This window comes from Aurantimonas sp. HBX-1 (assembly GCF_021391535.1).
GTDB lineage: Bacteria > Pseudomonadota > Alphaproteobacteria > Rhizobiales > Rhizobiaceae > Aurantimonas.
This window is the reverse complement of the sequence record NZ_CP090066.1, coordinates 2,217,531-2,243,880: the sequence shown is the minus strand read 5'-3', so window position 1 is coordinate 2,243,880 and position 26,350 is coordinate 2,217,531. Positions and strand designations below refer to the sequence as shown.

Here is a 26,350-nt window from a genome sequence, read left to right as displayed (position 1 = left end):
GGGCGGGGGGAGCCTACCGCGGAGCAAGCAGTAAAGGGGATGCGCCGGCGCTCCGCGCCAGGTGCACAGGTGAGGGGACAGCATGCCAACAATTCTCATTGTCGTGGCCATCTGCGGCCTGCTGGCGATCGCCTACGCGATATGGGCGACCAGCTCCGTACTCTCGGCCGACCAGGGCAACGCCCGGATGCGGGAGATCGCCGCCGCCATCCGCGAGGGCGCGCAGGCCTATCTGGCGCGCCAGTACACCACCATCGCCATCGTCGGTGCGGTGGTCTTCGTGCTCACGTGGTTCCTGCTCTCCCTCTACGCGGCGGCGGGCTTCGCCATCGGCGCGATCCTCTCCGGCCTTGCCGGCTTCATCGGCATGAACGTTTCGGTCCGCGCCAACGTGCGCACCGCCCAGGCCGCGTCGCGCTCGCTGGCGCTCGGCCTCGGCATCGCCTTCAAGTCCGGCGCCATCACCGGCATGCTGGTGGCCGGCCTCGCGCTGCTCGGCGTCACCGTCTATTTCTACGTCCTCACGGTGCAGCTCGGCTTCGCGGCGTCCGACCGCACGGTCATCGACGCGCTCGTCTCGCTCGGCTTCGGCGCCTCGCTGATCTCGATCTTCGCGCGGCTCGGCGGCGGCATCTTCACCAAGGGTGCCGATGTCGGCGGCGACCTCGTCGGCAAGGTCGAGGCGGGCATTCCCGAGGACGACCCGCGCAATCCGGCCACCATCGCCGACAATGTCGGCGACAATGTCGGCGACTGCGCCGGCATGGCCGCCGACCTGTTCGAGACCTATGCGGTGACGATCGTCGCGACGATGGTGCTGGGGGCGATCTTCTTCGCCGGCACGGACATCATCGAGAGCGCCATGGTCTACCCTCTGGCCATCGGCGGCGCCTGCATCGTCACCTCCATCGCCGGAACGTTCTTCGTGCGCCTCGGCTCCAACGGCTCGATCATGGGCGCCCTCTACAAGGGCCTCTGGGCGACGACGCTGCTGTCGATCGTCGGCCTCGCGGCCGCGACCTGGGGGACGATCGGCTTCGGCGACATCGGCCAGTCCGCGGCGGGCCTGACGATCAACGGTCTCAACCTGTTCATCTGCGGGGTGATCGGCCTCGTGGTCACCGGCCTGATCGTCTGGATCACCGAGTTCTACACCGGCATCGGCTTCCGGCCGGTGCGCTCGATCAGCCAGGCCTCGGTCACCGGCCACGGCACCAACGTCATCCAGGGCCTGGCCGTCTCGCTGGAGTCCACCGCGCTGCCGACCATCGTCATCGTCGGCGGCATCATCTCGACCTTCCAACTCGCCGGCCTCTACGGGACCGCCATCGCGGTGACCGCGATGCTCGGCATTGCCGGCATGATCATCGCCCTCGACGCCTTCGGACCGGTGACCGACAACGCCGGCGGCATCGCCGAGATGGCGGGCCTGCCCGCCGACGTCCGCCGCTCCACCGACGCGCTCGACGCGGTCGGCAACACCACCAAGGCGGTGACCAAAGGCTATGCGATCGGATCGGCGGGCCTCGGCGCACTCGTCCTGTTCGCCGCCTACAACTATGACCTGCAGTATTTCGTCGCCCAGGCCCAGACCGGCAATGGCTACGAATATTTCCGCGACGTGCAGCCCGATTTCGCCCTCAGCAACCCGTATGTGGTGGTCGGCCTGCTGCTCGGTGGCCTCATCCCGTTCCTGTTCGGTGGCATCGCGATGACCGCCGTCGGCCGGGCCGCGGGCGCCATCGTCGAGGAAGTGCGCAAGCAGTTCCGCGAGGATCCGGGCATCATGGCCGGCACCTCCAAGCCGAATTACGCGCGGGCGGTGGACCTGCTCACCAAGGCGGCGATCAAGGAGATGATCGTTCCATCGCTGCTGCCGGTGCTGGCCCCGGTGGTCGTCTACTTCGCCGTGCTGCTGATCGCCGACAAGAGCCAGGCCTTCTCGGCGGTCGGCGCGATGCTGCTCGGCGTCATCGTCACCGGCCTGTTCGTCGCCATCTCGATGACCTCGGGCGGCGGCGCCTGGGACAACGCCAAGAAGTCCTTCGAGGACGGCTTCGTCGATTCGGCGGGCGTCCGGCACATGAAGGGGTCGGAGGCGCACAAGGCCTCGGTAACCGGCGACACGGTCGGCGATCCCTACAAGGACACCGCCGGGCCCGCGGTGAACCCGGCCATCAAGATCACCAACATCGTCGCGCTTCTGCTCCTGGCTGTGCTCGCCCATTCCTGAGCGCGATTTCCGCCCATGAAAAAGGCCCCGCGAGATGCTCGCGGGGCCTTTTTTGTCCGTCCCGAAAGACGCGTTATTGCGACGGGACGCGCGGGCCGGGCGCGCCGCTGGTCGTGTCGGTGAAGATCTGGCCGAGGAACGAGGCATCCCGGCCGCCGGTCGGGGTGGTGCGCGAGATGAAGTCGAACAGCACGCCGTTCTGCAGTCCGTAATTGGCGATGCGCGAGACGCGGCCCTCGCCGTCGAAATAGACCGCCAGCACGCGCTGGTCGACCAGCTGCGGCTCCATGAAGGCCACCGGCCGGACGCGCTTCTGGGAGATGTAGTAGAAGACCTCGTTGTCGAAGGTCGCGGTGGTCGATGGCGAGCCGAGTGCGAGCAGCACCTGCTCGCGGCTGGAGCCGACGGGCGTCAGCTCGAGCGAGCGCTCGTCGACGATGTAGCCCTGGTTCAGCACCTCCGCGGTCGTGCAGGCGCCGAGGGAGAGCAGGACCGAGATGGTGACGGAGGCAAGCAGCGGTCGTTTCAGGCGTACGGTACTATTCACGCTTATCATGCTCCCTGGGCCACCGGTCTGAGCTGCCTACCGCTTGGCGGCGAATCTGAGGCGCTGCCGGAAATCCCGCGGCAGATCCCTCGATTGCCGGCGGAAGCAGGCGCGGAGCCTAGGTAAAGCACCTTCGGCGGCGTTGCAATCGACGCAGGCCTGTGGCACCGCCTGCCACAGAGACGAGGCATCCGACATGTTCCACCGATTGCGAGCCGGCCGCCGGAATCGCGAAATCATCGACGCGATCTACGCCGATCTCGTCGTGCTCGCCCGCCAGCCGGTTCTCTACGAAGAGGCAGGCATTCCCGATACCGTCATGGGCCGGTTCGAGGCGCTGTCGATCCACGTCTTCCTCTTCCTTCGCCGCTGCCGCGATGAGCCCGCGCTCCGGCCGGTCGCGCAGGACGTGGTCGACCGGTTCATTGCCGACATCGACCGCTCGATCCGCGAACTCGGCGTCGGCGACCCGTCGGTCCCGAAGCGGATGCGGAAGCTGGCGGGCATCTTCTACGAACGCGTCAAGGCCTATGATCCGGCCCTCGATGCCGAACCGGGCCGGGGCCTCCTCGCCGACGCGCTTCGCCCCCGCGCGGTGGCGACCGATGCCCCGGAGGGTGCGTCGCGGCGCCTGGCAGCCTACATGAGAGAGACGGTCGCCCGCCTCGGGACGGTGCCCGCGGCGGCGATTCTCGCCGGACGGCTGGAGATGAAGGAAGCGACATGAACCGCGCAGACAACGACGACGTCCCGGCGCTTCGCTACGAGATCTCGGCGATCAAGCTGCCGCGCGACGGCATGCAGCTCCGCTACGAGGCAAGCGACAGCGAGCGGGCGGCGCTTGCCGGGCAACTCGGTATCGCCGCGGTGGGCGCGCTGAAGGTCGATCTGCGCGCGACGCCCTGGCGCCGCGACGGCGTCCTGGTCGAGGGATCGATCCGCGCTCAAGTGCAGCAGGAGAGCGTCGTCAGTCTCGAGCCGCTCGACCGCGCCGTCGACGAGCCTTTCAAGGCGGTCTTCGTGCCGGAGGGCTCGAAGCTCGCGCGGACCGCGGCGCCCAGCGAGCACGAGCTGCACATCGATCCGGAAGGCGACGATCCGCCGGAAGTCTTCCAGGGCGATCGCATCGATCTCGGCCCCTACATCGTCGAGGCGCTGGTGCTGGCGCTGGATCCCTATCCGCGCGCCCCGGGCGAAAGCTTCGGCGCGGTGGACACCGATCCCGATCCGGATGCCGGGCGGCGATCCGCCTTCGGCGCGCTCTCGGCTCTCGTCCCCCCGGACGGAAAGGGCGGGAAATGACCGGCGATCGGCGGTTGCCGTTCTCGCGTAAACGGATATCTTCGCGCCGCGCCGCGGTCCTGCAGCGCGGGAAAGCGAGAATCTGTTGACTCCAAGCACCGGCATCACGATTTCGATCGACGCGATGGGCGGCGATCACGGGCCGGCGGTGGTTCTGGCCGGCGCTGCGATCGCGCTCAGCCGGCACCCCGACACCCGATTCGTCCTGTTCGGCGAGAGCGCCGCGGTCCAGCCGGTCCTCGACGCGCATCCCGAACTAGCGGCAGCCTCCGTCTTCCACCACTGCGAGATCTCGATCCGCATGGACGACAAGCCCTCGCAGGCGCTGCGTCAGGGCCGTTACAAATCGTCGATGTGGCGCGCCATCGACGCGGTGAAGACGGGCGAGGCCGACGTCGCGGTCTCCGCCGGCAACACCGGCGCGCTGATGGCGATGGCGAAGTTCTGCCTGCGCACCATGGCCAATATCGAGCGCCCGGCGATCGCGGCGATCTGGCCGACGCTGAAGGGCGAGAGCATCGTCCTCGACGTCGGCGCGACGATCGGCGCCGACGCGCAGCAGCTGATCGACTTCTCGATGATGGGCGGGGCGATGGCGAGGGCGCTGTTCGGCCTCGAGCGCCCGACGGTCGGGCTGCTGAACATCGGCGTCGAGGAGGTCAAGGGCCAGGACGAGATCCGCGAGGCCGGCCGGCTGCTCAAGGAGATGCCGATCCCGGGCATCCACTATCACGGCTTCGTCGAAGGCGACGATCTCGGCCAGGGTATCGTCGACGTCGTGGTGACCGAGGGCTTCACCGGCAATATCGCGCTGAAGACCGCCGAGGGCACGGCCCGCCAGATCGCCGCCTATCTGAGGGCGGCGATGTCGCGGACGCTGCTGGCGCGCGCCGGCTATCTGCTGGCCAAGAGCGCGTTCGACCGGCTGCGGGACAAGATGGATCCCAGCAAGGTCAATGGCGGGGTGTTCCTCGGCCTCAACGGCATCGTCATCAAGAGCCACGGCGGCGCCAGCCCGGAGGGCATCGCCGCCGCCATCGACCTCGCACACGCCATGGCGCGGCACGGGCTGCGCGAAAAGATCGAGGCCGACCTCGACAGGTTCCATCGCCTGTCGGGCGAAACGACAGACCTCTCGGAAAGCATGCAATGACGTCACGACTGATGTCCGTGGTGCGCGGGACCGGATCCTGCCTGCCCGAACGGATCATGTGGAACCAGGATTTCGAGGGGATCGTCGAGACCTCCGACGAGTGGATCCGCCAGCGTACCGGGATCGCCTCGCGGCACATCGCCGGGGAGGGGGAGACCACCGTTTCGCTGGCCGAGACCGCCTCGCGGCGGGCGCTCGACGCGGCGGGCCTCGTCCCGGCCGACATCGACCTCATCGTGCTGGCGACCGCCACGCCCAACAACACCTTCCCGGCCTCCGCCGTGCAGCTGCAGGCGCAGCTCGGCATCGACCACGGCTTCGCCTTCGACATCCAGGCGGTGTGCAGCGGCTTTGTCTACGGCCTGACCACGGCGGATCTCTACCTCAAGAGCGGCATGGCCCGGCGTGCGCTGGTGGTGGGATCGGAGACCTTCTCGCGCATCCTCGACTGGCAGGACCGCTCGACCTGCGTGCTGTTCGGCGACGGCGCGGGCGCCGTCGTGCTGGAGGCCGTCGAGACCGACGGCACGGACGAGCCGCGCGGCGTCCTCGTCTCGCGGCTGCGCTCGGACGGCGCCCACCAGTCCAAGCTCTACGTCGACGGCGGGCCCTCCACCACCGGCACCGTCGGCAAGCTGCGGATGGAGGGGCGCGAGGTCTTCAAGCACGCCGTTGGGATGATCACCGACGTCATCGAGCAGTCCTTCGAGGCGGCGGGAATCGGGCCGGACGACATCGACTGGTTCGTGCCCCACCAGGCCAACCGGCGGATCATCGACGCTTCCGCCAGGAAGCTCGGCATCGCCCCCGAGAAGGTGATCGTCACGGTCGAGGGCCACGGCAACACCTCGGCCGCGTCGATCCCGCTGGCGCTCGACGTCGCGGTGCGCGACGGCCGCATCAAGACCGGCGACCTCGTCCTGCTGGAAGCCATGGGCGGTGGCTTCACCTGGGGTGCTGTCCTCATCCGCTGGTAAATATCGGACCTTGATTCGACTGTCGTTTCGTTAGAATATCTCGGGACTTACGCGACAAGAGCAGAAGTCTGAGCACCGGGGACCGCCGGGCCATCAGGGGGAGACGAATGGGAGATAGAACTCTCACCAGGGCAGATCTTGCCGAGGCTGTATTTCGCAGAATCGGCCTGTCCCGAACCGAATCCGCTCAACTGGTCGAAATGGTGCTGGAAGAGATGTGCTCGACCATCGCCGCGGGCGAATCGGTGAAGATATCCTCGTTCGGATCCTTCCTCGTCCGCGACAAGAACGAGCGCGTCGGCCGCAATCCGAAGACCGGCGAGGAAGTGCCGATCTCCCCCCGACGCGTCGCCGTGTTCAAGCCGTCCAACGTGCTGAAGGACCGCATCCTCGAGGCCCACGGCGAACGGCGCGGCGCGGTCGAAGTCATGAAGGCCGCGGAATAGACGGTGCAGCGCCGGACGGACCGCCGATGACCGACAAGAGCGTCGACGCCTTCCGCACGATCAGCGAGGTCGCGGATGATCTCGACCTGCCGCAGCACGTGCTGCGGTTCTGGGAGACCCGCTTTCCGCAGATCAAGCCGATGAAGCGCGGCGGCGGCCGCCGCTACTATCGGCCCGACGACGTCGAGTTGCTGCGGGGGATCCGCTACCTCCTCTACGTCAAGGGCTTCACCATCAAGGGCGTGCAGCGGATCCTGAAGGAAAACGGCCATCGCTTCGTCGTGGCCATCGGCTCCGGCGACACCGGGGCCATCGAGCAGATCCAGGCGGGACGCAGCGCGGCGAGCGCGCCGGCGGACGTCGCGGCGGGCGAAGTGCATCTCGACGACATCGACATCATCGCCGCTGAGCCGCGGCGGGCGGCGGAGCCGGCCGTCGAGCCAGAGCGCAAGCCGTCGAAGCCCTTCGCCGGGCTGTTGCGGCGCGAGCCGCCTGCCCAGGAGGCGGGGCAGGCCCTGACCCGCGAAGCCGCCAAGGCGCTCGACGAGGTGGTCATCCAGCTGCTGGAGTGCAAGCGCCTGCTCGACCAGGTCCGGTAGGCGCCGGATCAGGTCGGCGCCTTGGCGGACGGCCGCGGCGGAGCGCCGGCCACGACGTCGCGCCGCATCGGCGCCGCGGTGTTCCGGCTACGCAGGATCTCTTCCCAGCGCAGTGCATGGCCGACGATCGTCTCCAGGTCGTCGTAGCGCGGCGACCAGCCGAGTTCGCGGCGGGCGAGGCCGGCATCGGCGACGATCGCCACCGCGTCGCCGGCCCGGCGATCCTGGAACTCCACCGGGAAGTCCCGCCCGGCAACGCGCTTCACCGCGTCGATCACCTCGAGTACCGAGTGGCCACGGCCGTAGCCGCAATTGGCGACGAGATTGCCACCGCCGGCCCGTAGCCGCTGCAGCGCGAGATAATGCGCGTCGACCAGATCGCTGACATGGATGTAGTCGCGGATGCAGGTGCCGTCCGGGGTCGGATAATCCGTGCCGAACACCGACAGACCTGGACGCTTGCCGGTCGCCGCTTCCGCCGCGATCTTGATCAGGTGCGTCGGGCTCTCGGTGGACTGGCCGCTGCGCCCCTCTGGGTCGGCACCGGCGACGTTGAAGTAGCGCAGCGCTGCATAACGGAGGTCGTGCGCCGCCGCCGCGTCGCGCAGCATCAGCTCGGTCATCAGCTTGGACGTGCCGTAGGGCGATTCCGGCAGGAGCGGCGCATCCTCGCGCACCGGGATGGCCGCCGGGCTGCCGTATACTGCGGCGGTCGAGGAGAAGATGAAGTTCGAAACGCCGGACCGCACGGCGCTCTCGATGAGGCTGCGGGATGCGACGGTGTTGTTGCGGTAGTAGGCGAGGGGGTCCGCGACCGATTCGGGCACGATGACCGAGCCGGCGAAATGGATGACCGCATCGACGCCATGCCGGCGCATCGCCGCCTCGACCTGGTCCTGGTCGGCGATGTCGGCGACGATCAGTTCGGCGGCGGCCGGCACCGCCCAGTCGAAGCCGGCGCTCAGCCGGTCGACGACGACCACCTGCTCGCCCGCCTCGACCAGCCTCCATGCCATGTGGCTGCCGATATAGCCGGCGCCGCCGGTAACCATGACCGCCATTCGTGCTCCTTGTGCCGCTGCTGCGGGACGAGCCAGTGACCCGCCATAATAGCGCCGGACATTCGCGGGCGCGAAACCGCCCCGCGGCGCTTGCGGCGCCGCCTTCCCGTTCCCGGCGCTGCTATTCGACCTCGGCCTTGGCGCGTGACAGGCCCCAGGCCAGCAGCCGCGCGGCGTCGGCCTCGGTGCCCGCCTCGACATAACAGCGCAGTTCAGGCGCGTTGCCCGAGGCGCGGAAATGGATCGAGCTCCCGTCGGCGAGCAGCGTGCGGACGCCGTCGATCGTGTCGACGGCGTCTACCGTGCCGACCGGTTCGAAGAAGTCCCGGCGAAACGCCTCATCCGTGGACAGGCGCTTGAGGAAGGCGCCGCTGCGCTCGGCCGGGACGTTCGCCAGCCTGTGGGCTGCTGCGTGCCCCGCCTGCAGTTCGCCGACCAGTTCGCTCAGCTGCCTGCCGCGCGCCTGCGCCTCGGCGAGCACCGCGATGATCGGCAGGACGGCATCGCGGGTCGGCAGTGCCGCCAGCGTCGCGCCCTCGAGCACCACGTCGGAATAGAGCAGGAAACCGCCATTCGCCTCGAAGCCGGCGATCCGTTCGGCACCGTCCGCGGCGGCCGCTGCCATGCCGGCGATGACGAAGGGCGAGCCGACGCGGGTGCGCACGACGCGCTCGGCGATGCCGGTCTGCTCGATCGACGCGCTGGAGGTGACCGGCGTCACGATCGTCGTGAGCCCGAGGTGCCGGGCCGTCAGGAGTCCGATCAGATCGCCGCGGATGAGGACGCCGCGCTCGTCGGCGATCAGCGGCCGGTCGGCGTCGCCGTCGGTGGAGACGATGGCGTCGAAGCCGTCCTCGCTCGCCCAGCGGGCGATGCTCTCGACGTCTTCGGGCCGGTGCGCCTCGGTATCGACCGGGATGAAACGGTCCGAGCGGGCGAGTTCGGTCGGCTGCGCGCCCAGCCGCTTGAGGAGCCGCATCAGCAGGTCGCGGGCGACCGAACTGTGCTGGTAGACGCCGACCCGCATCCCCGCCAGCGCGTTCGGCAGGAAACAGTCGAGGTAGCGCTGCTCGTATTCGTCGAGCGCTGTCTCGTCCGGGGCGGGCGCCGCCGCCCGGTCATCCCGCCCCGCGTCGCCGGGCGCGGCGAAGGCGGCAAGGATGCCGGCCTCGTCCGCCTTGGTGATCTCGCCGTCGCGGCCATAGAACTTCAGGCCGTTGCGGTCGTCGGGGATGTGGCTGCCGGTGACCATGATCGCCGGGCAGCCTTCCCGCAGCGAGCGGAACGCCAGGGCCGGGGTCGGGAGCGGGCCGCAGTCGACGGCCTCGAATCCCGCCGCCGCCGCCGCCGCGGCGCAGTCGGCGAGGATCTCCGGGCTGCTGCCCCGAAGGTCCCGGCCGAGATAGACGATGCGCCTGGCGCCTTGGGCATCGGACGCCGCGACGTGGCGCAGAAACGCCAGCGCATAGTCAAAGCTCGGCCCGCCGAGGAGATCGGTCACCAGCCCGCGCAATCCGCTGGTCCCGAATTTCAACGCTTCCATCGCATCGTCTCCCGAAAGGGCCGTCGTGCCGGACCGGAGAAGCCGCCACAGCCGCATCCCCCGCCCTGCGGCCGGTCACTCGCACGGACGTTCCGTTACCGGGTATGCCGCCTGCCCGGAAGCGGAAAATGCCGCGGGCGGGCAGATGTCCTCACACCGTCGGAAGGCTCTTGCGTCCGATCCCCGTTTTCTCTAGGGCTTCTGGCAGTCGGAGCGTAGCGCAGCCTGGTAGCGCACTTGGATGGGGTCCAAGGGGTCGGAGGTTCGAATCCTCTCGCTCCGACCAATCTTCAAAATTTCGCTGACATTGCCGCCGATGGGCCCGATCTGCCGCCGGGCAGTCCGCTTGCTCGCCGCCCGTAGGCCGGCCGTGGGACCGGCCCGCGGAGGTTTGCCCGCGGAGCCGGCTTTGGCGGCGTCAGGCGCCTCTTAGTTGCGCAGGTAGACGTCCTCGATCCGCACGATGTCGTCCTCGCCCGTGTAGCTGCCGACCTGCACCTCGATCAGCTTCAGGTCGATCTTGCCGGGATTGTGCAGGCGGTGGATGCAGCCGATCGGCAGGTAGGCGGCTTCGTTCTCGTGATAGTGCTTCACCGTGTCGTCGATCGTCACCTCCGCGGTGCCGTGGACGACCACCCAGTGCTCGGCGCGGTGGTGGTGGCGCTGCAAGCTCAGCAGCCCGCCCGGCTTGACGCAGATGTGCTTCACCTGGAACCGGTCGCCGAGGTCAATGCGCTGGTACCAGCCCCACGGCCGGTAGATCCGCAGATGCTCCCCCGCTTCGCGTCGGCCCTGCTGGCGCAGCTGCGCGACGAGGTCCTTGACCCGGCCGGCTTCCTTCTTCGCGGCGACGAGGACCGCGTCATGCGTCGCGACGACGATGACGTCGTCGAGCCCGACCACGGTTGCCAGCATGTCCTCGCTGCGCACGAAGCTGTTGGTGGTCGCCAGTACGCTGACCTGTCCCTCCAGCCGGTTGCCGTCGCCATCCTTCTCCTTGAGGGCGTGGATGGCGTCCCAACTGCCGATGTCGGACCAGTCGAAGCTGGCGGCGAGGACGCCGGCGCGGTCGGTCTTCTCCATCACGGCGTAGTCGATCGAGATCTTCGGCGAGGCGGCAAACGCCTTGGCGTCGAGGCGCAGGAAGTCGAGATCCCGCGCGGCGTGTTCGACGGCCGCCCGTGCCGCCTCCAGCACGTCGGGACAGAAGCGCTCCATCTCGGCCAGCATCGTCGGGACCGAGAAGATGAAGTTGCCGCTGTTCCACAGATAGCCTTCGGCGACGTAGCGCTCGGCGACGGCGGCTTCCGGCTTCTCGACGAAGCGGGCGAGCCGGTGGGCGCGCTCGCCCAGGGCTTCCGCCGCCTGCTCGATGTAGCCGTAGGCGGTGGAGGGATGGTCCGGCACGATGCCGATGGTCATGATCGGGCCTGACGCGGCGATGGCCGCGGCGATCCGGCAGTCCTCGGCGAAGGCCGCGGTGTCGCCGATCGCATGGTCGGCGGCGACGACGACGCAGACGCTGTCCGGCGAGCGCATCTCCGCCAGCACCGTGCCGACCGCGACCGCCGCCGCGGAGTCGCGGCGCTCGGGCTCGAGCACGATCTCGCCGTCGATGCGGAGCAGGGCCATCTGCTCCGCGACGATGAAACGGAAGTCGTTGTTGGTGATGACGATCGGCCGGTCGAAGCCGGGTCCGCTCAGCCGCTCCAGCGTCGCCTGGAACGTCGACATGCCGCTGTCGAGAAGCGGGATGAACTGCTTCGGCATCGAGTCGCGCGATACCGGCCAGAGGCGCGTTCCGGCGCCGCCGGCCATGATGATCGGAATGATGAGGGGCGATGATGCCGGCATGGAAACCTCGATGGATCGTCCTGTGACTGTCTGCCATAGTCGATATGCCTCCGGAAATGGAGGCCTGCGACGGAGATTCTTGCTGTGCCGGCTGGCATGCATTGCGACGCGCGGCCAACGAGTCCGGGAGTGACGTCGTGACGGGACCTGCAATCGATCCGGCGCTAATCGTCGAGGCCGTCCGGGCGGGCATGGCGGCCATCGTCGCGCGAACGGCGGCGGCAGGCGAGGTGGCCTACAAGGCGGACCGGTCGCCGGTGACGGAGGCCGACGAGGCCGCCGAGCGCGCCATTCTCGCGGTCATCGAACCAGCCTCGTCCATCCCGATCATCGCCGAGGAGCGGTTCGCCGCCGGGCAGGTTCCCGAACTCGACCGCCGCTTCCTGCTCATCGATCCGCTCGACGGCACCAAGAGCTTCATCGCCGGCACGCCCGACTACACGGTCAATGTCGCGCTGATCGAAGCGGGAATCCCGGTGTTCGGCTGCGTCGGTATTCCGGCCACAGGCGCGGTGTTCCATGGCGGTGTCGGCTCTGCGCCGGTCGTCGAGCGCGACGGAGAGGTGCATCCGCTCGGCACCCGCCCGGCGCTGTCGGCGGTCGACGTGGTCGCCAGCCGCAGCCACATGACGCCGGAAACCGAGGCGTATCTGTCGGGGGTCACCGTGGGTGACTGGGCGTCCATCGGTTCGTCGCTGAAATTCTGCCTGCTCGCCGAAGGCAAGGCCGATCTCTATCCGCGCTTCGGTCGCACCATGCAGTGGGACACCGCCGCGGGGGACGCGATCCTGCGAGCCGCCGGCGGCCTGACGGTGCGCACCGACGGCATGCCACTGCCGTACGGCCTGACGGGGATGCCGGGCGAGGACCCCTTCGCCAATCCCGACTTCATCGCCGTGGGCGATCGCTCGCTGCTGCGCCGCCCGGGCATACTGCCCGGGCCCGATCAGTAGGCCGACTCGGACTTCAGCAGGCTGAGCGGGGTCATGACCAGGATGTAGAGGTCGAGGAGCAGCGACCAGTTCTCGATGTAGTAGAGGTCGTGCTCGAAGCGCTTCTCGAGCTTGTCGGGGCGGTCGATCTCGCCGCGCCAGCCCTTGATCTGCGCCCAGCCGGTGATGCCCGGCTTGACCTTGTGCCGGCCGAAATAGCCGTCGACGATCTGCACGAAGGTCTCGTTGCAGCTGGAGATGGCGTGGACGGCGTGCGGGCGCGGCCCGACGAGCGACAGCTCGCCCCTGAGGACGTTGAACAGCTGCGGCAGCTCGTCGATCGAGGTGCGGCGGATGAAGCGGCCGACGGGGGTGACCCGCTTGTCGTTCCGCGTGACGATCTGCCGGGCCAGCGGATCGGACATCTCGTGGAAGAGCGAGCGGAACTTGTAGATCTCGACGATCTGGTTGTTGAAGCCGTGGCGCTTCTGGCGGAACAGCACCGGTCCCCGCGAATCCAGCTTGATGGCGAGGGCCGTGCCAAGCATCAGCGGCGCCAGCGCCACCAGCGCGAGGCTGGCGAACACCACGTCGAACAGCCGCTTGCCGACGCGGTCCCAGTCGGCGAGCGGCTGGTCGAAGACGTCGATCAGCGGGATGTCGCCGACATAGGAATAGGTGCGGGGCCGGAAGCGCAGCTGCGCCGAATGGGCCGAGAGGCGGATGTCCAGCGGCAGCACCCAGAGGTGCTTCAGCATCGAAAGCAGGCGCTGCTCCGCCGACAGCGGCAGCGTGACGATCAGCATGTCGATGCGGGCAAGGCGGGCGAACTCCACCAACTCGCGGATATTGCCGAGCTTGGGATAGCCGGCGACGAGCGGAGGCGAGCGGGAATCGTCACGATCGTCGAAGATGCCGCAGATCCGGATGTCGCTGTCCTGCTGGCCCTCGAGCCCGCGGATCAGCGTCTCGGCGCCCTGGCCGCCACCGACAACCACCGCGCGCCGTTCCATGCGGCCGTTGCGCGCCCAGCGGCGGATCTTGGCGCGCAGCACGAAGCGCCCGAGCGCCAGCGTCGCCAGGCCGGCGACGAACCAGGTCCCGAGCCAGACACGCGAATGCGCACCGTCGTTGAACAGGAAGAACAGCGCCGCGGTGAGCAGCGACAGCGTGCCTGCCCAGGCCAACGCGACGCGCCAGAGCTGCAGGAGGCTGCCCTTCAAAATCGCGAGGTCGTATCCGTCCACCAGGCCGATGGCGACCACGCCGGCGGCGGCGCCGAGCACCGACAGGAGCAGGTAGGACAGCCACAGATGGCTGGACGAGCCGACATAGAGGGTGAAGATCAGCAGGCCGAGACCCATCAGGAGCGCGAACTCGATGCCGCGCCACAGGCCGGCCAGCAGGCGCGGCGTGATGAAGTCGTTCTGGTACTGCAGCGCAGCGCGCCGGGCGAAGGCGTTCAGCGCGGTCGCCTCGTCGGTCGGCTCCGACCGGAACGCCCGCAGTGCTTCCCGGGTGAACGGCAGGCCATCCTCGATATTCGCCATGTACGTTGCTTCCGCCCGAAATACCGGCCGACGCACCACGCTCCGCCGTATCTCCGGTCGCGTCGGGTCGGGGCCTGCTCGCGCGCACACTGGCACAGGGCGGCTAAGAATGCGTTGCCGCGCAGCGACGCATTCGACGCAGCGGCCGTTCCCGAGCGTTTCCTCGTCGGCCGGAAAGCGCCGGGATCGTTGCTTTCGCCCCGCTGCGGGCGGGCGATCCCCTAGAACCAGCGCTCGCGTATGTAGAGCGTGTCGCCGGGGACGATGGGATCGGAGGTCAGCACGCGCCCGGTGAGGATGCGGCCCCCGACCTGCCGGGTGATGTCGACCGATTCCTGCTCGGCCCGGGGCGTGAAGCCACCGGCGATGGCGACGGCCTTCTGGACGGTCATGCCGGGGACGTAGGTGTACTGGCCACCCGTCGTGACCTCGCCCATGATGAAGAAGGGACGGTACTGGTCGACCTGCACCGTGACGTCCGGATCCACCAGGTAGCCACCCCGCAGCCGGTCGGCCAGCACCTGTTCGAGCTCATGCGTGGTGCGGCCGCGCGCGGGGACCAGGCCGATCAGCGGAAAGGAGAGGTAGCCGGCCTTGTCGACCGGATAGGCGTTGGTCAGCCCCGTCTGCTCGAAGACGGTGACGCGCAGCACGTCGCCGCTGTCGAGCCGGTACGGCTGATTGAGGACGGCATGAAAGGCTGGCGCAACCGGCTTGTAGGAAGCGCATCCCGCCAGTGCCGCCATCATCGCGCCGATGAGCGCCAGGGTGGTCCTTCGCATCATGTCCGTTCCGTCCGTTCCCGCCGTGGGCGGCAGGCAGCTGAGACGTTGATAGTTCGTTATGGTTAATCCGCGGTAAAGCTGCTTGGGGTGCCGAAGGAGATGCCAGTCTTAACGCGGCGGTGACGACCGGACCGTCACCATGGGGGCCACTCGGGAGACAGCAAACCCGCCGGCCATCCGGCTGCCGGGTGCGCCGACAGCGAAGTCCGGAGAATGCTTTGATCACCAGTCCCGATTTCGGCGGTCCCGTCGACCAGCTGAGGGCCGCGCAACGCCCCTATCGGGCGGCGGGCGGCACCCCGGCGAAAGGAGCCCATCTGACGGCCGTTGCGAGCCAGGGTGAGGCGCCGCCGGCGCGCCCGGACCCGGCCGCGGCGAGCGTCGCGGAGATCGTCGCCGCGGCGCAACTCGGCGACCTGGCGCGGCTGGTCGTGCTGTCGGTCGACGCCGAGCGGCATCCGGGCGGCGTCGACCTCGTCCGTGGCTTCGCGTCGCTGGGCACGGCGGCGATCCTGGTCGACCTGACGCGCGGACATCGCGTTGCCGGCCTGACCGGGCTTGGACGCGAGCAGCAGGGGGTCGCCGCGGTCGCCGCCGGGACGATCACGTTCGCGCAGGCGATTCACCGCGACCGCCACTCCGCCGCCCACATCGTCCCGTCCGGCGGGTTCGGCGCGCATGCGCCGGGGGAACAGTGGTCGGCGCACCTGCCGCTGACGCTGTCGGCCTTGAAGCAGACCTATGAATGCTGCGTCGTCGAGTTCGACCGCGCCAGCCTCGACCGGCTCCCCGCCCTCCTCGACGAGCATACGGCCGTCGTCGTCGCAGCCGCTGCCGACGAACATGCGGCCGTCGCCGCGATCGCCGCCGCGCTGGCATCGATTGGGCTCGAGGACGTGGTGGTCATGCAGATTGCGGGTTCCGGGTCTGACTGAATCGGCCGCACCGTGCGGGCTTTTCGCCAGCTTCGAGGGCGGAACGCGTGCTCGCGCGACGAGAAAGCATCGCAATGCCGCAATTGGTGGGTTGTTGAGCCCATTGCCGCAGGCGACGAGGCACCCCGCCTTGACACCTGCTCGCGATACGGGCTTTCGAGGCGGCGCCCGACCGCCACGGCCCTGCATGCGAAAGTCACCGCTTGAAGATCGTCTACTACGTCATCAATCTCGACCGGTCGCCCGACCGCCTCGCCGCCATCTCGGCGGATGCCGCGCTGAGCGGGCTGACCTTGCAGCGCGTGCCAGCCGTGGACGGCGCCGCCGCGCCTGTCCAGGAACGGGACGCCGTCCTCGACGAGGCGGGGTTCAGGCGCCTGCATGGCAAGGTTCCGATGGATGGCGAGTATGGTTGCTATGCCAGCCATCTCGGCGCCTTCGACGATTTCCTGGCGAGCGATGCCGATGCCGCGGTGATCTTCGAGGACGATGTCCGGCCAGGCCCGGGATTCCGGTCCGCCGTCGAGGCGATCGCCGCGGTCGACGACTGGGATCTCGTCAAGCTGATGCATCACCGCCTGCCGGCCTTGCGCGCGCGCCGACGGCTACCGGGCGGTGGCGAACTCGGGCTCGCCTGGTTCGGTCCGACCGGCAGTTCCGCCTGCTATCTGATCAATCGCCGGGCGGCGAAGATCCTGCGGGAGCAACTCGTTCCGATGCGGCTGCCCTACGACGTGGCGCTCGAGCGCGGCTGGGCGCATGGCATTCGCGTCCGCCACGTCCGGCCCGATCTCGTCGCCAGCAATCCGGCGACCAAGAAGAGCCTGATCGGCGGCACGAAGAAATACGCGGCGGCGCGGCTTGCGCCCTGGCGGCGGCTGACGACCCTGGCCTTCCGCACGTCGGAGCTCTTTCGCCGCGGCATCTACGCGGCGAGGGGAGCGGACCGCGCATGATCAAGCGATGGCTCCTGGCCCGACGGCCGTTCGATTCGCCGTTCCTGACCCTTGGTGTGGTGATGCTGGTCCTCGGCAATCCGCTCGCCAAATGGGTCTTCAGCCTGTTCGGCCTGATCGGCGTCAATCTCGGCTTCGCCCGGCACCGCACCTGGCGCTATGCCGACCCGGCATTCTCCTGGGCCATCGTCTGCTATGTCGCGTGGTCGGTGGTCCTCGTCGTCGCCCGCAACGAACCGATTCTCGACAACCGGTTCCTGACCTATTGCGGGATCATGCTCGGCTTCGTTTTCCTGCCGATGTCGATCAGCCTGGTCCGGCAGCCGCTCGACACGCTGATCCTTGGCTCGCGGCTGGCGATCCTCGCCGTGCTGGTGCTGATCCCGTTCGATCCGCTGCTCAACGACAATCGCCTGGGGCTCGGGCTCAACGAGGCGATCCTCGCGTTCCTCGTCGCGGTCGCGGGCCTGGCGGCGCGGATGGAGGCGCAGCGGCCGGAAGCCTATCTGCCCAACAGCCGGCTGTGGACCTATGTCTCGCTGGTTCCGGTGCTCATGACCGGCACGCGCGCCGCCTGGTTCGTCTACCTCCTCGTCGCCGTTTTCGATCTCATGGCGCTGCTGCCGCGGTGGCGCGAAGTGCCGAGTCGCATGCGGTGGCTGGCGTTGCCGGCGGCGGCCGCGGTCCTCGCGGTCGCGGTGCCGGCCACCTCGCTGATCGAGACACGCTGGGACGCCGGTCTCGAGGAGATCCAGCAGCTGGAAGAGACCGGGGTCGCGACCGGATCGGTCGACGTTCGGGCGGTCATGTGGGCCGGGACGCTAGCCGTCGTCGCCGACCACCCGCTGACGGGTGTCGGCAGCACCAACCGGGTGGCCGCGGTCGCGGATGCTGTCGGCGCCGACAATGCCATCTATGTCGGCAGCTTCACCCACCTGCACAATCTGTTTCTCGACGAGGCGGCATCGAACGGGCTGGTCGGCCTCGTCCTTCTGATCGGGATCTTCGGCGTGTTCCTGGTCCAGGTGACCCGGGCGGCGCCCGGCGGGCGGGTCGTCGAGACGTCCTACGCCTTCGTGTTCCTCGTCGTCACCTTCGGCTCCTTCCATGGGGTGCTGCTGAACGAATGGATGGTCCTGTCGACCTTCTCGTTCATGACGCTGGTCCTCGTCTCGATCCGGCGGGAGGCGTTCCGGGTTCGATACTCGACCCGTCCCGCGGTCCGTGTGGCCCGGCGTCAGGCCTAGAGCGCGACCCGATCGCCCCGGCCGGCCCCGAAGAAGGTCTGCGCCAGGAGTTTCAGGTCCCCGAAGAACGACTGCGACGCCGCGTATTCGGCGTCGATTTGGGCCAGGCGTTCCGGGTCGGACATGTCGACGCCCATGACCTGCGCCCGGCCCGTGATGCCCGGGCGCAACGCGAAGACGCCGCGCCGCTCGCGCGCCGCGATCAGCTCCGCCTGCACCGGCAGGCAGGGGCGGGGACCGACCAGGCTCATCTCGCCCTTCAGGACGTTCCACAGCTGCGGCAACTCGTCGAGCTTGACCCGCCGCAGCCGGCGGCCGAGGCCGGTGATGCTTGCGGCCGTGGCGTGGTGCGTCGCCACATGCGGCGTGCCCTCGGCCATCGTCCGCAGCTTGCAGCAGCGGAAGATCTTCCGGCCGCGGCCGACCCTTTCCTGCAGGAACAGGCCGGGACCCGGAGATGTCAGGCGGATCAGGACGACCAGCGCCAGGATCAGCCATCCGAGGACGACGAGAGCCGCCGCGCTGACGGCGAAATCGAAGAGACGTTTCATCAGGCCGTTCCCGCGAAGGATCGAGACAGGACGCCAGCCCAGGGACCGGCACCGGATGTGCGCCGCCTTGCCGCCGCGCACCGGTTCCTGCTCTAGAGTCTGCACGACGGCCTGACCAGACACACGGGGACTTCTCATGCGCATCCTGCTGACCGGCTCGGGCGGTTTCGTCGGCCGGCACCTCACGCCCCGGCTGCGGGAGCAGGGGCACGACGTGGTAGCGCTGACGCGCGGTGGGGCGGGGCGCGGTCCCGGCACGATTCAGGGCCCGGCCGACATCGCGGATATCGAGGCGTGGCAATCCTGGCCGGACGGCATCGAGGCCGCTGTGCACCTGGCGGCGCTCAACCCCGTTCGGAGGGAGGCGCTGGCCGGCGACCTGCCGGCGCTGCGCCGCGCCAATGTCGAGGCGACCGCGGCGCTGGCGCGGCGTGCCGGCCGCGAGGGGGTCGGTCGGATGATCCTGGTCAGCACCGCCAACGTTCACGCGCCGCACGAGGGGCTCGTTCGCGAGGGCGATTCGCTGGCGCCTGCCAGCGCCTATGCCGCTTCCAAGGCGGAAGCGGAGGCGACGTTCTGGGACGCGCTCGCGGGAACCGGGACGCAAGGCTGCGTCCTGCGTCCCGCCCCGGTCTACGGCGCTGGCGCGCGCGGCGGTTTCGCGTCCCTGCTGGGGCTGGCCCGGCGCAAGCTGCCGCTGCCGCTGGCAAGTCTCGGCGCGCCACGCAGCCTCGTCGCGGTCGACCAGCTGTGCGACGTGATCACGCTTTCTCTGGAGCATTCCGCTGCGGCGGGCGAGACATTCCTGGTCGCCGACAACGGACCGCTGGCGCCCGCCGACATCGTGCGCGCCCTGCGCGAGGGGTGGGGACGCCGGGCGATGGTGCTGCCGGCTCCGGTGGGTCTTATGGGAGCGGCCGCCGGCTGGACGGGCAGGGCGGTGCGCTGGCGCGGCCTGGCGACCCCCTTCGTCCTCGATACTAGCCACCTGCAGCAGCGGTTGGGATGGCGCCCAGGAGCCGAGACCGCCGAGCGGTTGAAGCGCATGGCCGCGGACGGGATTCTCTGACCAGCGCCGGCCAGGCTAGCGGCGGGGCGCGGTCTCCATCCATTTGATCACCAGCATCGCCGGCACGACCCAGAGGATGCCGCTGAACAGGAAATAGGCGAGGTGGACCCAGCCGCTCGACGCGGCGAGATAGACCGTCGCAATGGCGGTCGCGAGGACGGCGTAGACGACGACCAGCACGATCAGGATGATCGCGCCGAGGAATTTCTTGAGCCTGACGGGCATGGAAGGCCTTCCACTGACAACCGCGCCCGCGGCAGTCTGCCGGAGACGGGGCGCGCCGCCTCTCTATGGACGCCGGGGCCGGCTCTTTCCAGTGCCTGGCCTGCGACCTTCGCGCCCTTGATCCGCCCCATGCCGCGTGCCATGCGAACGTCATGAACACAATGGCTTCTTCCGCCGCCGCGCCGTCGGTGGTCTCGCCGCGGGACCGCAACCGTTCGGCCATCCGCGCCTGGCTCTATGCCGTCGCTTTGGTGATCTTCGCGTTGATCGTCGTCGGCGGCGCCACGCGCCTCACCGAATCGGGCCTGTCGATCACCGAGTGGAAGCCGATCCACGGGGTCGTGCCGCCGCTCTCGACGGAGGAGTGGCAGGAGGAATTCGACCTCTACCGGCAGATCCCGCAATACCAGCAGATCAACCGGGGCATGAGCCTCGACGAGTTCAAGACCATCTACTGGTGGGAATGGGCGCATCGCTTCCTCGCGCGCGGCGTCGGCATCGTCTTCGCCCTTCCGCTGGCGTTCTTCTGGCTGACCGGTCGGATCGAGCCGTTCCTTAAGCCGCGGCTGCTCGGGATTCTCGCCCTCGGGGCGCTGCAGGGCGGCATCGGCTGGTGGATGGTCGCGTCCGGTCTGAGCGTGCGTACCGACGTCAGCCAGTATCGTCTGGCGACGCACCTGACGATCGCCTGCATCATCTTCGCGGCGATTATCTGGGTGGCGCGGGGCCTCGCCCGACCGCGCTTCGAGGCGCCGCCGTCGCGGGGATCGATCGGCGTCGCCGGCCTGATCCTGTTCCTGACCTTCGTGCAGATCTATCTCGGCGGGCTGGTCGCCGGGCTCAATGCCGGGCTCACCTTCAACACCTGGCCGCTCATGGACGGCGCCTGGATCCCCGGCGGTCTGCTCACCATGCAGCCGGCCTGGCGCAACTTCTTCGAGAACGTCATGACCGTGCAGTTCGTGCACCGGATGGGCGCCTACACGCTGTTCGCGGTCGTCGCCGCGCACGCAGCGGCGTCGCTGATGCTCGCGCCCGGCACGCGCCACGCCAGGGTGGCGCTGGTGCTGTTCTTCCTGGTGCTGGCGCAGGCCTCGATCGGCATCGTCACGCTGCTGCTCGCCGTGCCGATCGGCTGGGGCCTGGCGCACCAGGCCGGCGGCGTCGTGGTGCTGGCGATGGCCGTGGTCCATCTGCGCAGCCTGAAGGGCGAATATCCCGAGCGCGCCTATCTCGCGCGGTAGGCCGGTTGGAGAAGCCTCTACCCGTCCGGGACAGAGACTTCTCCGGCTTGAATTCAAGGGAAGAGCGGCAGCTGCTCGATGCCGAGCGTTTCCTCAAGGCCGAAGGCGACGTTGAAGTTCTGGATTGCCTGGCCGGCCGAACCCTTCACCAGATTGTCCAGTGCCGAGATCACGATGGCGCGTCCGGGGATGCGGTCCGGCACGACGTTCATCGCCACATAGTTCGAGCCGCGCACCATCTGGGTCTGCGGCAGCACGCCGTCTTCCAGCACGGTCACGAAGGGCTCGTCGGCATAGGCCTCGGCCAGCCGGTCGCGAAGGTCTGACGCGGTCGCGCCGCCCGCCAGACGGACATAGCTGGTGCAGAGTTCGCCGCGGCTCATCGGGATCAGATGAGGGGTGAAGTTGATCCGCGCGTCCGGGATGCCGGCCGCAACGGCGATCTCCTGCTCGATTTCCGCCATGTGACGATGCTTGCCGACCGCGTAGGGCGAGATGCCTTCGCCAGCCTCGCAGAACAGCGTGTTCTCCTTCAGGCTGCGGCCGGCGCCTGACACGCCCGACTTCGCGTCGATGACGATATCGGCCGTGTCGATCAGCCCGGCCCGTGCCAGCGGCACGAGGGAGAGCAGGACGGCGGTCGGGTAGCAGCCGGGGCAGGCGATCAGCCGCGCATCGCGGATCGCGTCCCGGTAGATCTCGGTGAGCCCGTAGACCGCCTCGCCCTGGATATCCATGGCGCCATGGTCGAGCCCGTACCACTCCTTGTAGACCGCGGCATCCCGCAGTCGGAAGTCGGCCGACATGTCGATGATCTTCGTGTCGGGATAGGTCGCGAAGATCTCGCGGGTGATCGCCTGGGTGGTGCCGTGCGGCAGCCCGCAGAACACCGCGTCGACGCTGCCCCAGTCGGCTTCGTCGATGCGCACGAGGTCCGGCAGGTCGATATGCGAAAAATGCCGGAACACCGCGCGCATCGGCTTGCCCGCGTGGCTGTTCGCGGTCAGCACGCCGATCTCGACGGCCGGATGGCGGGCGGCAAGGCGCACCAGATCAGCGCCCGTATAGCCGCTCGCGCCCAGTACCCCGATCCGGATCTTGTCTGTCATCGTCCATTCCCATCATTCTGCCGCGGCGCCGACGATCGTCCGCACGCGCCGCCGGCATTTACGCACTTTCCTCGCAACGTCCAGAGGGTGGCGAACCGCGGAACAGGTTCGGCGGAAGCCTTAGGCGGCGAGGGCGGTGGCCAGCGCCTCGATGATGTGGTCCTGCGTCGGCTCGTCCAGATAGGCGTGCATCGGCAAGCTGATCACGTCCTTCGCCAACGCATCCGAGACCGGAAGCGCCCCGCCGACGACCGGGAAGCGGCTGTAAGCCGTCTGCTGGTGCAGCGGCTTCGGATAGTAGATCGCCGTCGGAACGCCCGCCTCGCGCAGCGACGCGGCTACCGCTGCCCGGTCGGCGCCGGCCGGCAGCCGCACCGTGTACTGCGCCCAGGTGGAGGTGGCGTCGCGCAGCAGCTTCTGCGGCGTCGCGATGTTCGACAGCCGCGCCGAGTAGCGCGCGGCAACGCGCGAGCGCGCGGCGAGCTCGTCCGGGAAGATCGCCAGCTTTTCCAAGAGGATCGCCGCCTGCAGCGTATCCATGCGGGCGTTCATGCCGATGCGGATGTTGTCGTATTTGTCCTCGACGTTCTGACCGTGGACGCGCAGCGACGCCATGACGTCGAACAGCTCGGCGTCGTCGGTCTGCACCGCGCCGCCGTCGCCGTAGCAGCCGAGCGGCTTGGCCGGGAAGAAGCTGGTCGACACGACATGCGACCAGCGGCTCGACAACTCGCCGTCGATCGTGCCGCCATAACCCTGGGCCGCATCGGAGATGAGCTTCAGCCCGTGCGCGTCGGCGATCTTGCGGATCGCCGGATAGTCCGCCGGCTGGCCGAACAGGTCCACCGCGATGATCGCCCGCGGCCGCAACTTGCCGCCGGCTTCGACCTCGGCGATCGCCGCTTCGAGGCTGGCGGCGTCCATGTTGAACGTGTCCGGATCGACGTCGACGAAATAGGGCGTCGCGCCGAGCCAGGCCACCACCTCGGCGGTCGCCGCGAAGGTGAAGCTTGGGCAGAACACGGCGTCGCCGACCTTCACGTCCCAGGCCATCAGCGGCAGCGCTAGGGCGTCGGTGCCGGAGGCGCAGGAAAGCGTGTGCGCCATCTTGCCGAAGTCGGACAGGGCTGCCTCGAGCTCGCGGATCTCGGGTCCCAGGATGAAGGCGCCGTGGTCGAGCACCGCGGCCATTCGGCGGTCGACCTTGTCGCGAATCCGGTCGCGTTGCGTGGCAAGGTCGATGAAGGGAATGGTCTGGGTCATGGGGGCCTGTCCAGGTGCCGAATCGCCGGGGGTCCGGCTCCCGTCGCTGGTGGGCGAATTTCGCCGGGGGCGCCATTCAACAATCGTGTCAGTGAATCACGTTTCGCTGGCGAGGCATCGCGGCGCCCCTTGCGGCCCTGCGGCGGGCGGCCTCAGGCGCCTTTGCGCTCGGCCAGCAGACCGAGCACGTACATCGCCACCGTCGCGCCCGCAATCGCGGTGATGTCGGCGTGGTCGTAGGGCGGCGAGACTTCCACGACATCGGCGCCGACCAGCGACAACGAGCCGAGCCGGCGCAGGACGGAGAGGATCTTCGCGCTGGTAGGCCCGCCGGCGACCGGCGTGCCGGTGCCGGGCGCGAAGGCCGCGTCCAGGCAGTCGATATCGAAGCTGAGATACACGCTGTTGCCCGCCGTGCGGGCAAGGATCTGCTCGGCGATGGCGGCGCCGGTCATCTCCTCCACGGCCTCGCCGTCGATGATCGCGATGCCGCAATCCTCCGGCGCGTGGGTCCTTATGCCGATCTGGATGGAGGTGGCGGGATCGATCAGGCCGGCGTCCACCGCCGCCTTGACGAAGGACCCGTGGTCCACCCGCGGCCGATCGTGCGAGCCGATGGCCACCGGCCAGGTATCCTGGTGCGCGTCGAACTGCACCAGCGACAGCTTGCCGTGCCGGGCGACGTGCGCCTGGAGCAGCGGAAAGGTGATCGAGTGGTCGCCGCCGAACGTCAGCAGGAAGCCGGTATGCGCCAGGATCGCGTCCGCCTCGCGCCGGATGGTCTCGTGCGCCGTCTCGGGTAGGCGGTAGTCGAGCGCGCAGTCGCCGTAGTCGACGACGCTCATCGCCGCGAACAGGTCCCGGTCGAAGGGATACTGGGGGTCGTTGTCGAAGATCGCCGAGGCACGCCGCAGCGCCTGCGGCCCGAAGCGGCTTCCCGGCCGGTTGGAGACCGACGCGTCGAAGGGAACGCCCCAGACCGTGACGTCGGCGCCGTCGGGCGCCTTGGTCAGGCGGCGGCGCATGAAGGAGAGGGCACCCGCATAGGTCGGGTCCCCGGCCGCTCCGAGCGCGCTCTGGCTGGTGAAGGCGTGGTCGATGCTCTTGCGCGTCATCCGGAAGACCCTCGTCGTGGCGCGATCGGCGCGGCTGCCAGGTCGGTTCGGGCGGCCGCCCGGCGGATGGGCCAGCGTGCCCGCCCGCTCGTTGCGGGCAGGCACGGTGTCGGATGCGTCAGCGGCCGAGGGCGGCCGTCTTCAGTTTCTGGGCGATGTCGGTCTTCTCCCAGGAGAAGGTGCCGTCACGGCCCGCCTTGCGGCCGAAATGACCGTAGGCCGAGGTCTTGGCATAGATCGGCTTGTTGAGGTCGAGATGCTGCCGGATGCCGGTGGGCGACAGGTCCATCACTTCGCGGATGGCCTTCTCGATCTGTTCCTCGCCGACGCCGTGGCCGGTGCCGTGCAGGTCGACATAGATCGCAAGCGGCTGCGCCACGCCGATCGCATAGGCGATCTGGATGGTGCAGCGGTCGGCGAGCTTGGCAGCCACGACGTTCTTGGCGAGGTAGCGTGCCGCATAGGCCGCCGAGCGGTCGACCTTGGTCGTGTCCTTGCCGGAGAATGCGCCGCCGCCATGCGGGGCTGCGCCGCCATAGGTGTCGACGATGATCTTGCGGCCGGTCAGCCCGGCGTCGCCGTCGGGTCCGCCGATCACGAACTTGCCGGTCGGGTTGATGTACCAGACGCAGTCCTCGGCCACCGGCAGGTCGCGCAGCGCTTCGCGGATATAGGGTTCGACGACTTCGCGGACCTTGGCGGAGTCCCAGCTTTCGTCGGTGTGCTGCGTCGACAGGACGATCTGCGTCACCTCGACCGGCTTTCCGTCCGCATAGCGCACGGTGATCTGGCTCTTGGCGTCCGGTCCGAGCTTGGCAGCCTCGCCCTGGCCGGACTTGCGGGCCTTGGCGAGGATTTCCAGGATCTTGTGGGCGTAGTAGATCGGCGCCGGCATCAGTTCCGGCGTCTCACGGCAGGCATAGCCGAACATGATGCCCTGGTCGCCGGCGCCCTCGGCGGGATGATTGGCACCGTTGACCCCATCGGCGGCGCGGTCGACGCCCTGCGCGATGTCGGCCGACTGCGAGTGCAGCAGCACGTCGATCTTCGCCGTCTTCCAGTGGAAGCCGTCCTGCTCGTAGCCGATGTCGCGGATCGCGCGGCGCGCCGCCGACTTGAACCGCGACGGGTTGATCACCTCGTTGCCGTGCTTGTCGGTCTTCATCAGAGACTTCGGCAGCCGGACCTCGCCGGCAATCACGACGCGGTTGGTCGTCGCCAGCGTCTCGCAGGCGATGCGCACCGACCAGGGATCGACGCCGGTCTTCTTCGCCTCGCGGTAGACCAGATCGACGATCTCGTCGGAAATCCGGTCGCAGACCTTGTCCGGATGGCCTTCCGACACGCTCTCGCTCGTGAATACGTAATCCAGTCGTGCCATTGATGACCCCGTCCTCGGCAAAGAGAAGCACGCGGGAGCCGCCTGCATCGCCGCGATGCGACCTGGCGTTCCTACGCGATGGCGGGGTGTGCGGCGATTCTGCGCGGCCCCGACCGCGGGCGCTTTGCGGGAAACGCGCGGCGGCGTCAAGCAAAAACCGGCCGTTTGGGGCCTGCCGGCGAGGCTGAGTGCAGATGCGGAACCGCCGTGGCGAGCCGGCACCATCCCGTTGCCGCCGCTCCGGACGGCCGGAGCCCGGAATCGCTGTCCGGG

Annotated in this window: 25 protein-coding genes and 1 tRNA gene; 14 read left to right on the top strand and 12 right to left on the bottom strand. The window is 68.8% G+C overall.

The features are described from left to right. Nucleotides 1–82 precede the first annotated feature (82 nt). Entirely contained in the window at nt 83–2,233 is a 2,151-nt protein-coding gene (locus tag LXB15_RS10670; protein ID WP_233948444.1) for a sodium-translocating pyrophosphatase, read from the top strand. A 73-nt stretch (nt 2,234–2,306) separates the two neighbouring features. On the opposite strand, the gene LXB15_RS10665 is transcribed toward LXB15_RS10670, so the two are convergent. Next, on the bottom strand, nt 2,307–2,789 hold the full coding sequence (locus LXB15_RS10665) for an outer membrane protein assembly factor BamE (protein WP_233948443.1): 483 nt from the start codon (nt 2,787–2,789) through the stop codon (nt 2,307–2,309). A gap of 187 nt (nt 2,790–2,976) precedes the next feature. Here LXB15_RS10665 and LXB15_RS10660 point away from each other — a divergent pair, with 187 nt between their 5' ends. The 6 genes from LXB15_RS10660 (at nt 2,977) to LXB15_RS10635 (ending at nt 7,257) form a co-directional block, all read left to right on the top strand. After that, a complete protein-coding gene (locus LXB15_RS10660) occupies nt 2,977–3,507 on the top strand; it encodes a ubiquinol-cytochrome C chaperone family protein (RefSeq protein ID WP_233948442.1) in 531 nt (176 codons plus the stop codon). Next, complete coding sequence (locus tag LXB15_RS10655) at nt 3,504–4,082, top strand: DUF177 domain-containing protein (protein ID WP_233948441.1); 579 nt, start codon at nt 3,504–3,506, stop codon at nt 4,080–4,082. Before LXB15_RS10660 ends, LXB15_RS10655 begins: the two co-directional genes overlap by 4 nt. A gap of 85 nt (nt 4,083–4,167) precedes the next feature. Further along, complete coding sequence (plsX, locus tag LXB15_RS10650; protein WP_255696584.1) at nt 4,168–5,235, top strand: phosphate acyltransferase PlsX; 1,068 nt, start codon at nt 4,168–4,170, stop codon at nt 5,233–5,235. Next, nucleotides 5,232–6,212 carry a beta-ketoacyl-ACP synthase III gene (locus LXB15_RS10645; RefSeq protein WP_233948440.1) on the top strand — a complete coding sequence of 327 codons (981 nt, stop codon included), beginning with the start codon at nt 5,232–5,234 and terminating at the stop codon, nt 6,210–6,212. Before plsX ends, LXB15_RS10645 begins: the two co-directional genes overlap by 4 nt. 107 nt (nt 6,213–6,319) lie before the next feature. Further along, the gene (locus LXB15_RS10640; protein ID WP_233948439.1) at nt 6,320–6,658 is read left to right on the top strand and encodes an integration host factor subunit alpha; all 339 of its coding nucleotides are present in this window, start codon (nt 6,320–6,322) and stop codon (nt 6,656–6,658) included. A gap of 26 nt (nt 6,659–6,684) precedes the next feature. Then, nucleotides 6,685–7,257, top strand: a complete 573-nt coding sequence (locus tag LXB15_RS10635) for a MerR family transcriptional regulator (RefSeq protein WP_233948438.1) — start codon at nt 6,685–6,687, stop codon at nt 7,255–7,257. A gap of 8 nt (nt 7,258–7,265) precedes the next feature. Here the strand turns inward: LXB15_RS10635 and galE are convergent, their stop codons facing one another. Both galE and LXB15_RS10625 read right to left on the bottom strand, forming a co-directional pair. Further along, on the bottom strand, nt 7,266–8,318 hold the full coding sequence (gene galE / locus LXB15_RS10630; protein ID WP_233948437.1) for a UDP-glucose 4-epimerase GalE: 1,053 nt from the start codon (nt 8,316–8,318) through the stop codon (nt 7,266–7,268). A 121-nt stretch (nt 8,319–8,439) separates the two neighbouring features. After that, complete coding sequence (locus tag LXB15_RS10625) at nt 8,440–9,861, bottom strand: phosphomannomutase (protein ID WP_233948436.1); 1,422 nt, start codon at nt 9,859–9,861, stop codon at nt 8,440–8,442. A gap of 209 nt (nt 9,862–10,070) precedes the next feature. On the opposite strand from LXB15_RS10625, the gene LXB15_RS10620 reads away from it, so the two are divergent. Next, nucleotides 10,071–10,147, top strand: a tRNA-Pro gene (locus tag LXB15_RS10620). Nucleotides 10,148–10,290: 143 nt separating this feature from the next. Here LXB15_RS10620 and LXB15_RS10615 read toward each other — a convergent pair. Further along, entirely contained in the window at nt 10,291–11,715 is a 1,425-nt protein-coding gene (locus LXB15_RS10615; RefSeq protein WP_233948435.1) for a mannose-1-phosphate guanylyltransferase/mannose-6-phosphate isomerase, read from the bottom strand. Between the two features lie 137 nt (nt 11,716–11,852). Between LXB15_RS10615 and LXB15_RS10610 the strand changes: the two genes are divergently transcribed. Beyond that, nucleotides 11,853–12,668 (top strand): 3'(2'),5'-bisphosphate nucleotidase CysQ, encoded by an 816-nt coding sequence (locus LXB15_RS10610; protein WP_233948434.1) that lies wholly within the window; start codon nt 11,853–11,855, stop codon nt 12,666–12,668. On the opposite strand, the gene LXB15_RS10605 is transcribed toward LXB15_RS10610, so the two are convergent. Both LXB15_RS10605 and LXB15_RS10600 read right to left on the bottom strand, forming a co-directional pair. Beyond that, on the bottom strand, nt 12,662–14,197 hold the full coding sequence (locus LXB15_RS10605) for an undecaprenyl-phosphate glucose phosphotransferase (protein WP_233948433.1): 1,536 nt from the start codon (nt 14,195–14,197) through the stop codon (nt 12,662–12,664). The two genes, LXB15_RS10610 and LXB15_RS10605, sit on opposite strands and share 7 nt — an antisense overlap. Nucleotides 14,198–14,418: 221 nt before the next feature. Next, nucleotides 14,419–14,982 carry a polysaccharide biosynthesis/export family protein gene (locus LXB15_RS10600; RefSeq protein ID WP_233948432.1) on the bottom strand — a complete coding sequence of 188 codons (564 nt, stop codon included), beginning with the start codon at nt 14,980–14,982 and terminating at the stop codon, nt 14,419–14,421. Nucleotides 14,983–15,200: 218 nt separating this feature from the next. Here LXB15_RS10600 and LXB15_RS10595 point away from each other — a divergent pair, with 218 nt between their 5' ends. The 3 genes from LXB15_RS10595 (at nt 15,201) to LXB15_RS10585 (ending at nt 18,120) form a co-directional block, all read left to right on the top strand. Then, the gene (locus LXB15_RS10595; RefSeq protein WP_233948431.1) at nt 15,201–15,917 is read left to right on the top strand and encodes a hypothetical protein; all 717 of its coding nucleotides are present in this window, start codon (nt 15,201–15,203) and stop codon (nt 15,915–15,917) included. Nucleotides 15,918–16,120: 203 nt separating this feature from the next. Continuing rightward, complete coding sequence (locus LXB15_RS10590; protein WP_233948430.1) at nt 16,121–16,873, top strand: glycosyltransferase family 25 protein; 753 nt, start codon at nt 16,121–16,123, stop codon at nt 16,871–16,873. Beyond that, nucleotides 16,870–18,120, top strand: a complete 1,251-nt coding sequence (locus tag LXB15_RS10585; RefSeq protein ID WP_233948429.1) for an O-antigen ligase — start codon at nt 16,870–16,872, stop codon at nt 18,118–18,120. Before LXB15_RS10590 ends, LXB15_RS10585 begins: the two co-directional genes overlap by 4 nt. Here the strand turns inward: LXB15_RS10585 and LXB15_RS10580 are convergent. Beyond that, the gene (locus LXB15_RS10580; RefSeq protein WP_233948428.1) at nt 18,117–18,671 is read right to left on the bottom strand and encodes a sugar transferase; all 555 of its coding nucleotides are present in this window, start codon (nt 18,669–18,671) and stop codon (nt 18,117–18,119) included. The genes LXB15_RS10585 and LXB15_RS10580 overlap by 4 nt on opposite strands. Before the next feature lie 136 nt (nt 18,672–18,807). On the opposite strand from LXB15_RS10580, the gene LXB15_RS10575 reads away from it, so the two are divergent. Continuing rightward, nucleotides 18,808–19,740 carry an NAD-dependent epimerase/dehydratase family protein gene (locus LXB15_RS10575; protein ID WP_233948427.1) on the top strand — a complete coding sequence of 311 codons (933 nt, stop codon included), beginning with the start codon at nt 18,808–18,810 and terminating at the stop codon, nt 19,738–19,740. A 15-nt stretch (nt 19,741–19,755) separates the two neighbouring features. Here LXB15_RS10575 and LXB15_RS10570 read toward each other — a convergent pair whose 3' ends face one another. After that, complete coding sequence (locus tag LXB15_RS10570; RefSeq protein WP_233948426.1) at nt 19,756–19,965, bottom strand: DUF2842 domain-containing protein; 210 nt, start codon at nt 19,963–19,965, stop codon at nt 19,756–19,758. A 152-nt stretch (nt 19,966–20,117) separates the two neighbouring features. On the opposite strand from LXB15_RS10570, the gene LXB15_RS10565 reads away from it, so the two are divergent. Next, the gene (locus LXB15_RS10565) at nt 20,118–21,209 is read left to right on the top strand and encodes a COX15/CtaA family protein (RefSeq protein ID WP_233948425.1); all 1,092 of its coding nucleotides are present in this window, start codon (nt 20,118–20,120) and stop codon (nt 21,207–21,209) included. Nucleotides 21,210–21,262: 53 nt separating this feature from the next. Here the strand turns inward: LXB15_RS10565 and argC are convergent, their stop codons facing one another. The 4 genes from argC to metK all read right to left on the bottom strand — a co-directional run bounded on the left by argC (nt 21,263) and on the right by metK (nt 26,077). Continuing rightward, complete coding sequence (gene argC, locus LXB15_RS10560; RefSeq protein ID WP_233948424.1) at nt 21,263–22,318, bottom strand: N-acetyl-gamma-glutamyl-phosphate reductase; 1,056 nt, start codon at nt 22,316–22,318, stop codon at nt 21,263–21,265. A 120-nt stretch (nt 22,319–22,438) separates the two neighbouring features. Next, a complete protein-coding gene (locus tag LXB15_RS10555) occupies nt 22,439–23,581 on the bottom strand; it encodes a DegT/DnrJ/EryC1/StrS aminotransferase family protein (RefSeq protein WP_233948423.1) in 1,143 nt (380 codons plus the stop codon). A gap of 152 nt (nt 23,582–23,733) precedes the next feature. After that, nucleotides 23,734–24,696 (bottom strand): agmatinase, encoded by a 963-nt coding sequence (gene speB, locus LXB15_RS10550; RefSeq protein WP_233948422.1) that lies wholly within the window; start codon nt 24,694–24,696, stop codon nt 23,734–23,736. A gap of 118 nt (nt 24,697–24,814) precedes the next feature. Then, complete coding sequence (metK, locus tag LXB15_RS10545; RefSeq protein WP_233948421.1) at nt 24,815–26,077, bottom strand: methionine adenosyltransferase; 1,263 nt, start codon at nt 26,075–26,077, stop codon at nt 24,815–24,817. Between the last annotated feature and the right edge of the window lie 273 nt (nt 26,078–26,350).

Excerpts from the sequence above, each read along its gene's own strand:
- LXB15_RS10670 (WP_233948444.1), top strand. The coding sequence starts at position 83 with ATGCCAACAATTCTCATTGTCGTGGCCATCTGCGGCCTGCTGGCGATC.
- LXB15_RS10665 (WP_233948443.1), bottom strand. The coding sequence starts at position 2,789 with ATGATAAGCGTGAATAGTACCGTACGCCTGAAACGACCGCTGCTTGCC.
- LXB15_RS10660 (WP_233948442.1), top strand. The coding sequence starts at position 2,977 with ATGTTCCACCGATTGCGAGCCGGCCGCCGGAATCGCGAAATCATCGAC.
- LXB15_RS10655 (WP_233948441.1), top strand. The coding sequence starts at position 3,504 with ATGAACCGCGCAGACAACGACGACGTCCCGGCGCTTCGCTACGAGATC.
- LXB15_RS10645 (WP_233948440.1), top strand. The coding sequence starts at position 5,232 with ATGACGTCACGACTGATGTCCGTGGTGCGCGGGACCGGATCCTGCCTG.
- LXB15_RS10640 (WP_233948439.1), top strand. The coding sequence starts at position 6,320 with ATGGGAGATAGAACTCTCACCAGGGCAGATCTTGCCGAGGCTGTATTT.
- LXB15_RS10635 (WP_233948438.1), top strand. The coding sequence starts at position 6,685 with ATGACCGACAAGAGCGTCGACGCCTTCCGCACGATCAGCGAGGTCGCG.
- galE (WP_233948437.1), bottom strand. The coding sequence starts at position 8,318 with ATGGCGGTCATGGTTACCGGCGGCGCCGGCTATATCGGCAGCCACATG.
- LXB15_RS10625 (WP_233948436.1), bottom strand. The coding sequence starts at position 9,861 with ATGGAAGCGTTGAAATTCGGGACCAGCGGATTGCGCGGGCTGGTGACC.
- LXB15_RS10615 (WP_233948435.1), bottom strand. The coding sequence starts at position 11,715 with ATGCCGGCATCATCGCCCCTCATCATTCCGATCATCATGGCCGGCGGC.
- LXB15_RS10605 (WP_233948433.1), bottom strand. The coding sequence starts at position 14,197 with ATGGCGAATATCGAGGATGGCCTGCCGTTCACCCGGGAAGCACTGCGG.
- LXB15_RS10600 (WP_233948432.1), bottom strand. The coding sequence starts at position 14,982 with ATGATGCGAAGGACCACCCTGGCGCTCATCGGCGCGATGATGGCGGCA.
- LXB15_RS10585 (WP_233948429.1), top strand. The coding sequence starts at position 16,870 with ATGATCAAGCGATGGCTCCTGGCCCGACGGCCGTTCGATTCGCCGTTC.
- LXB15_RS10580 (WP_233948428.1), bottom strand. The coding sequence starts at position 18,671 with ATGAAACGTCTCTTCGATTTCGCCGTCAGCGCGGCGGCTCTCGTCGTC.
- LXB15_RS10575 (WP_233948427.1), top strand. The coding sequence starts at position 18,808 with ATGCGCATCCTGCTGACCGGCTCGGGCGGTTTCGTCGGCCGGCACCTC.
- LXB15_RS10570 (WP_233948426.1), bottom strand. The coding sequence starts at position 19,965 with ATGCCCGTCAGGCTCAAGAAATTCCTCGGCGCGATCATCCTGATCGTG.
- LXB15_RS10565 (WP_233948425.1), top strand. The coding sequence starts at position 20,118 with ATGAACACAATGGCTTCTTCCGCCGCCGCGCCGTCGGTGGTCTCGCCG.
- argC (WP_233948424.1), bottom strand. The coding sequence starts at position 22,318 with ATGACAGACAAGATCCGGATCGGGGTACTGGGCGCGAGCGGCTATACG.
- LXB15_RS10555 (WP_233948423.1), bottom strand. The coding sequence starts at position 23,581 with ATGACCCAGACCATTCCCTTCATCGACCTTGCCACGCAACGCGACCGG.
- speB (WP_233948422.1), bottom strand. The coding sequence starts at position 24,696 with ATGACGCGCAAGAGCATCGACCACGCCTTCACCAGCCAGAGCGCGCTC.
- metK (WP_233948421.1), bottom strand. The coding sequence starts at position 26,077 with ATGGCACGACTGGATTACGTATTCACGAGCGAGAGCGTGTCGGAAGGC.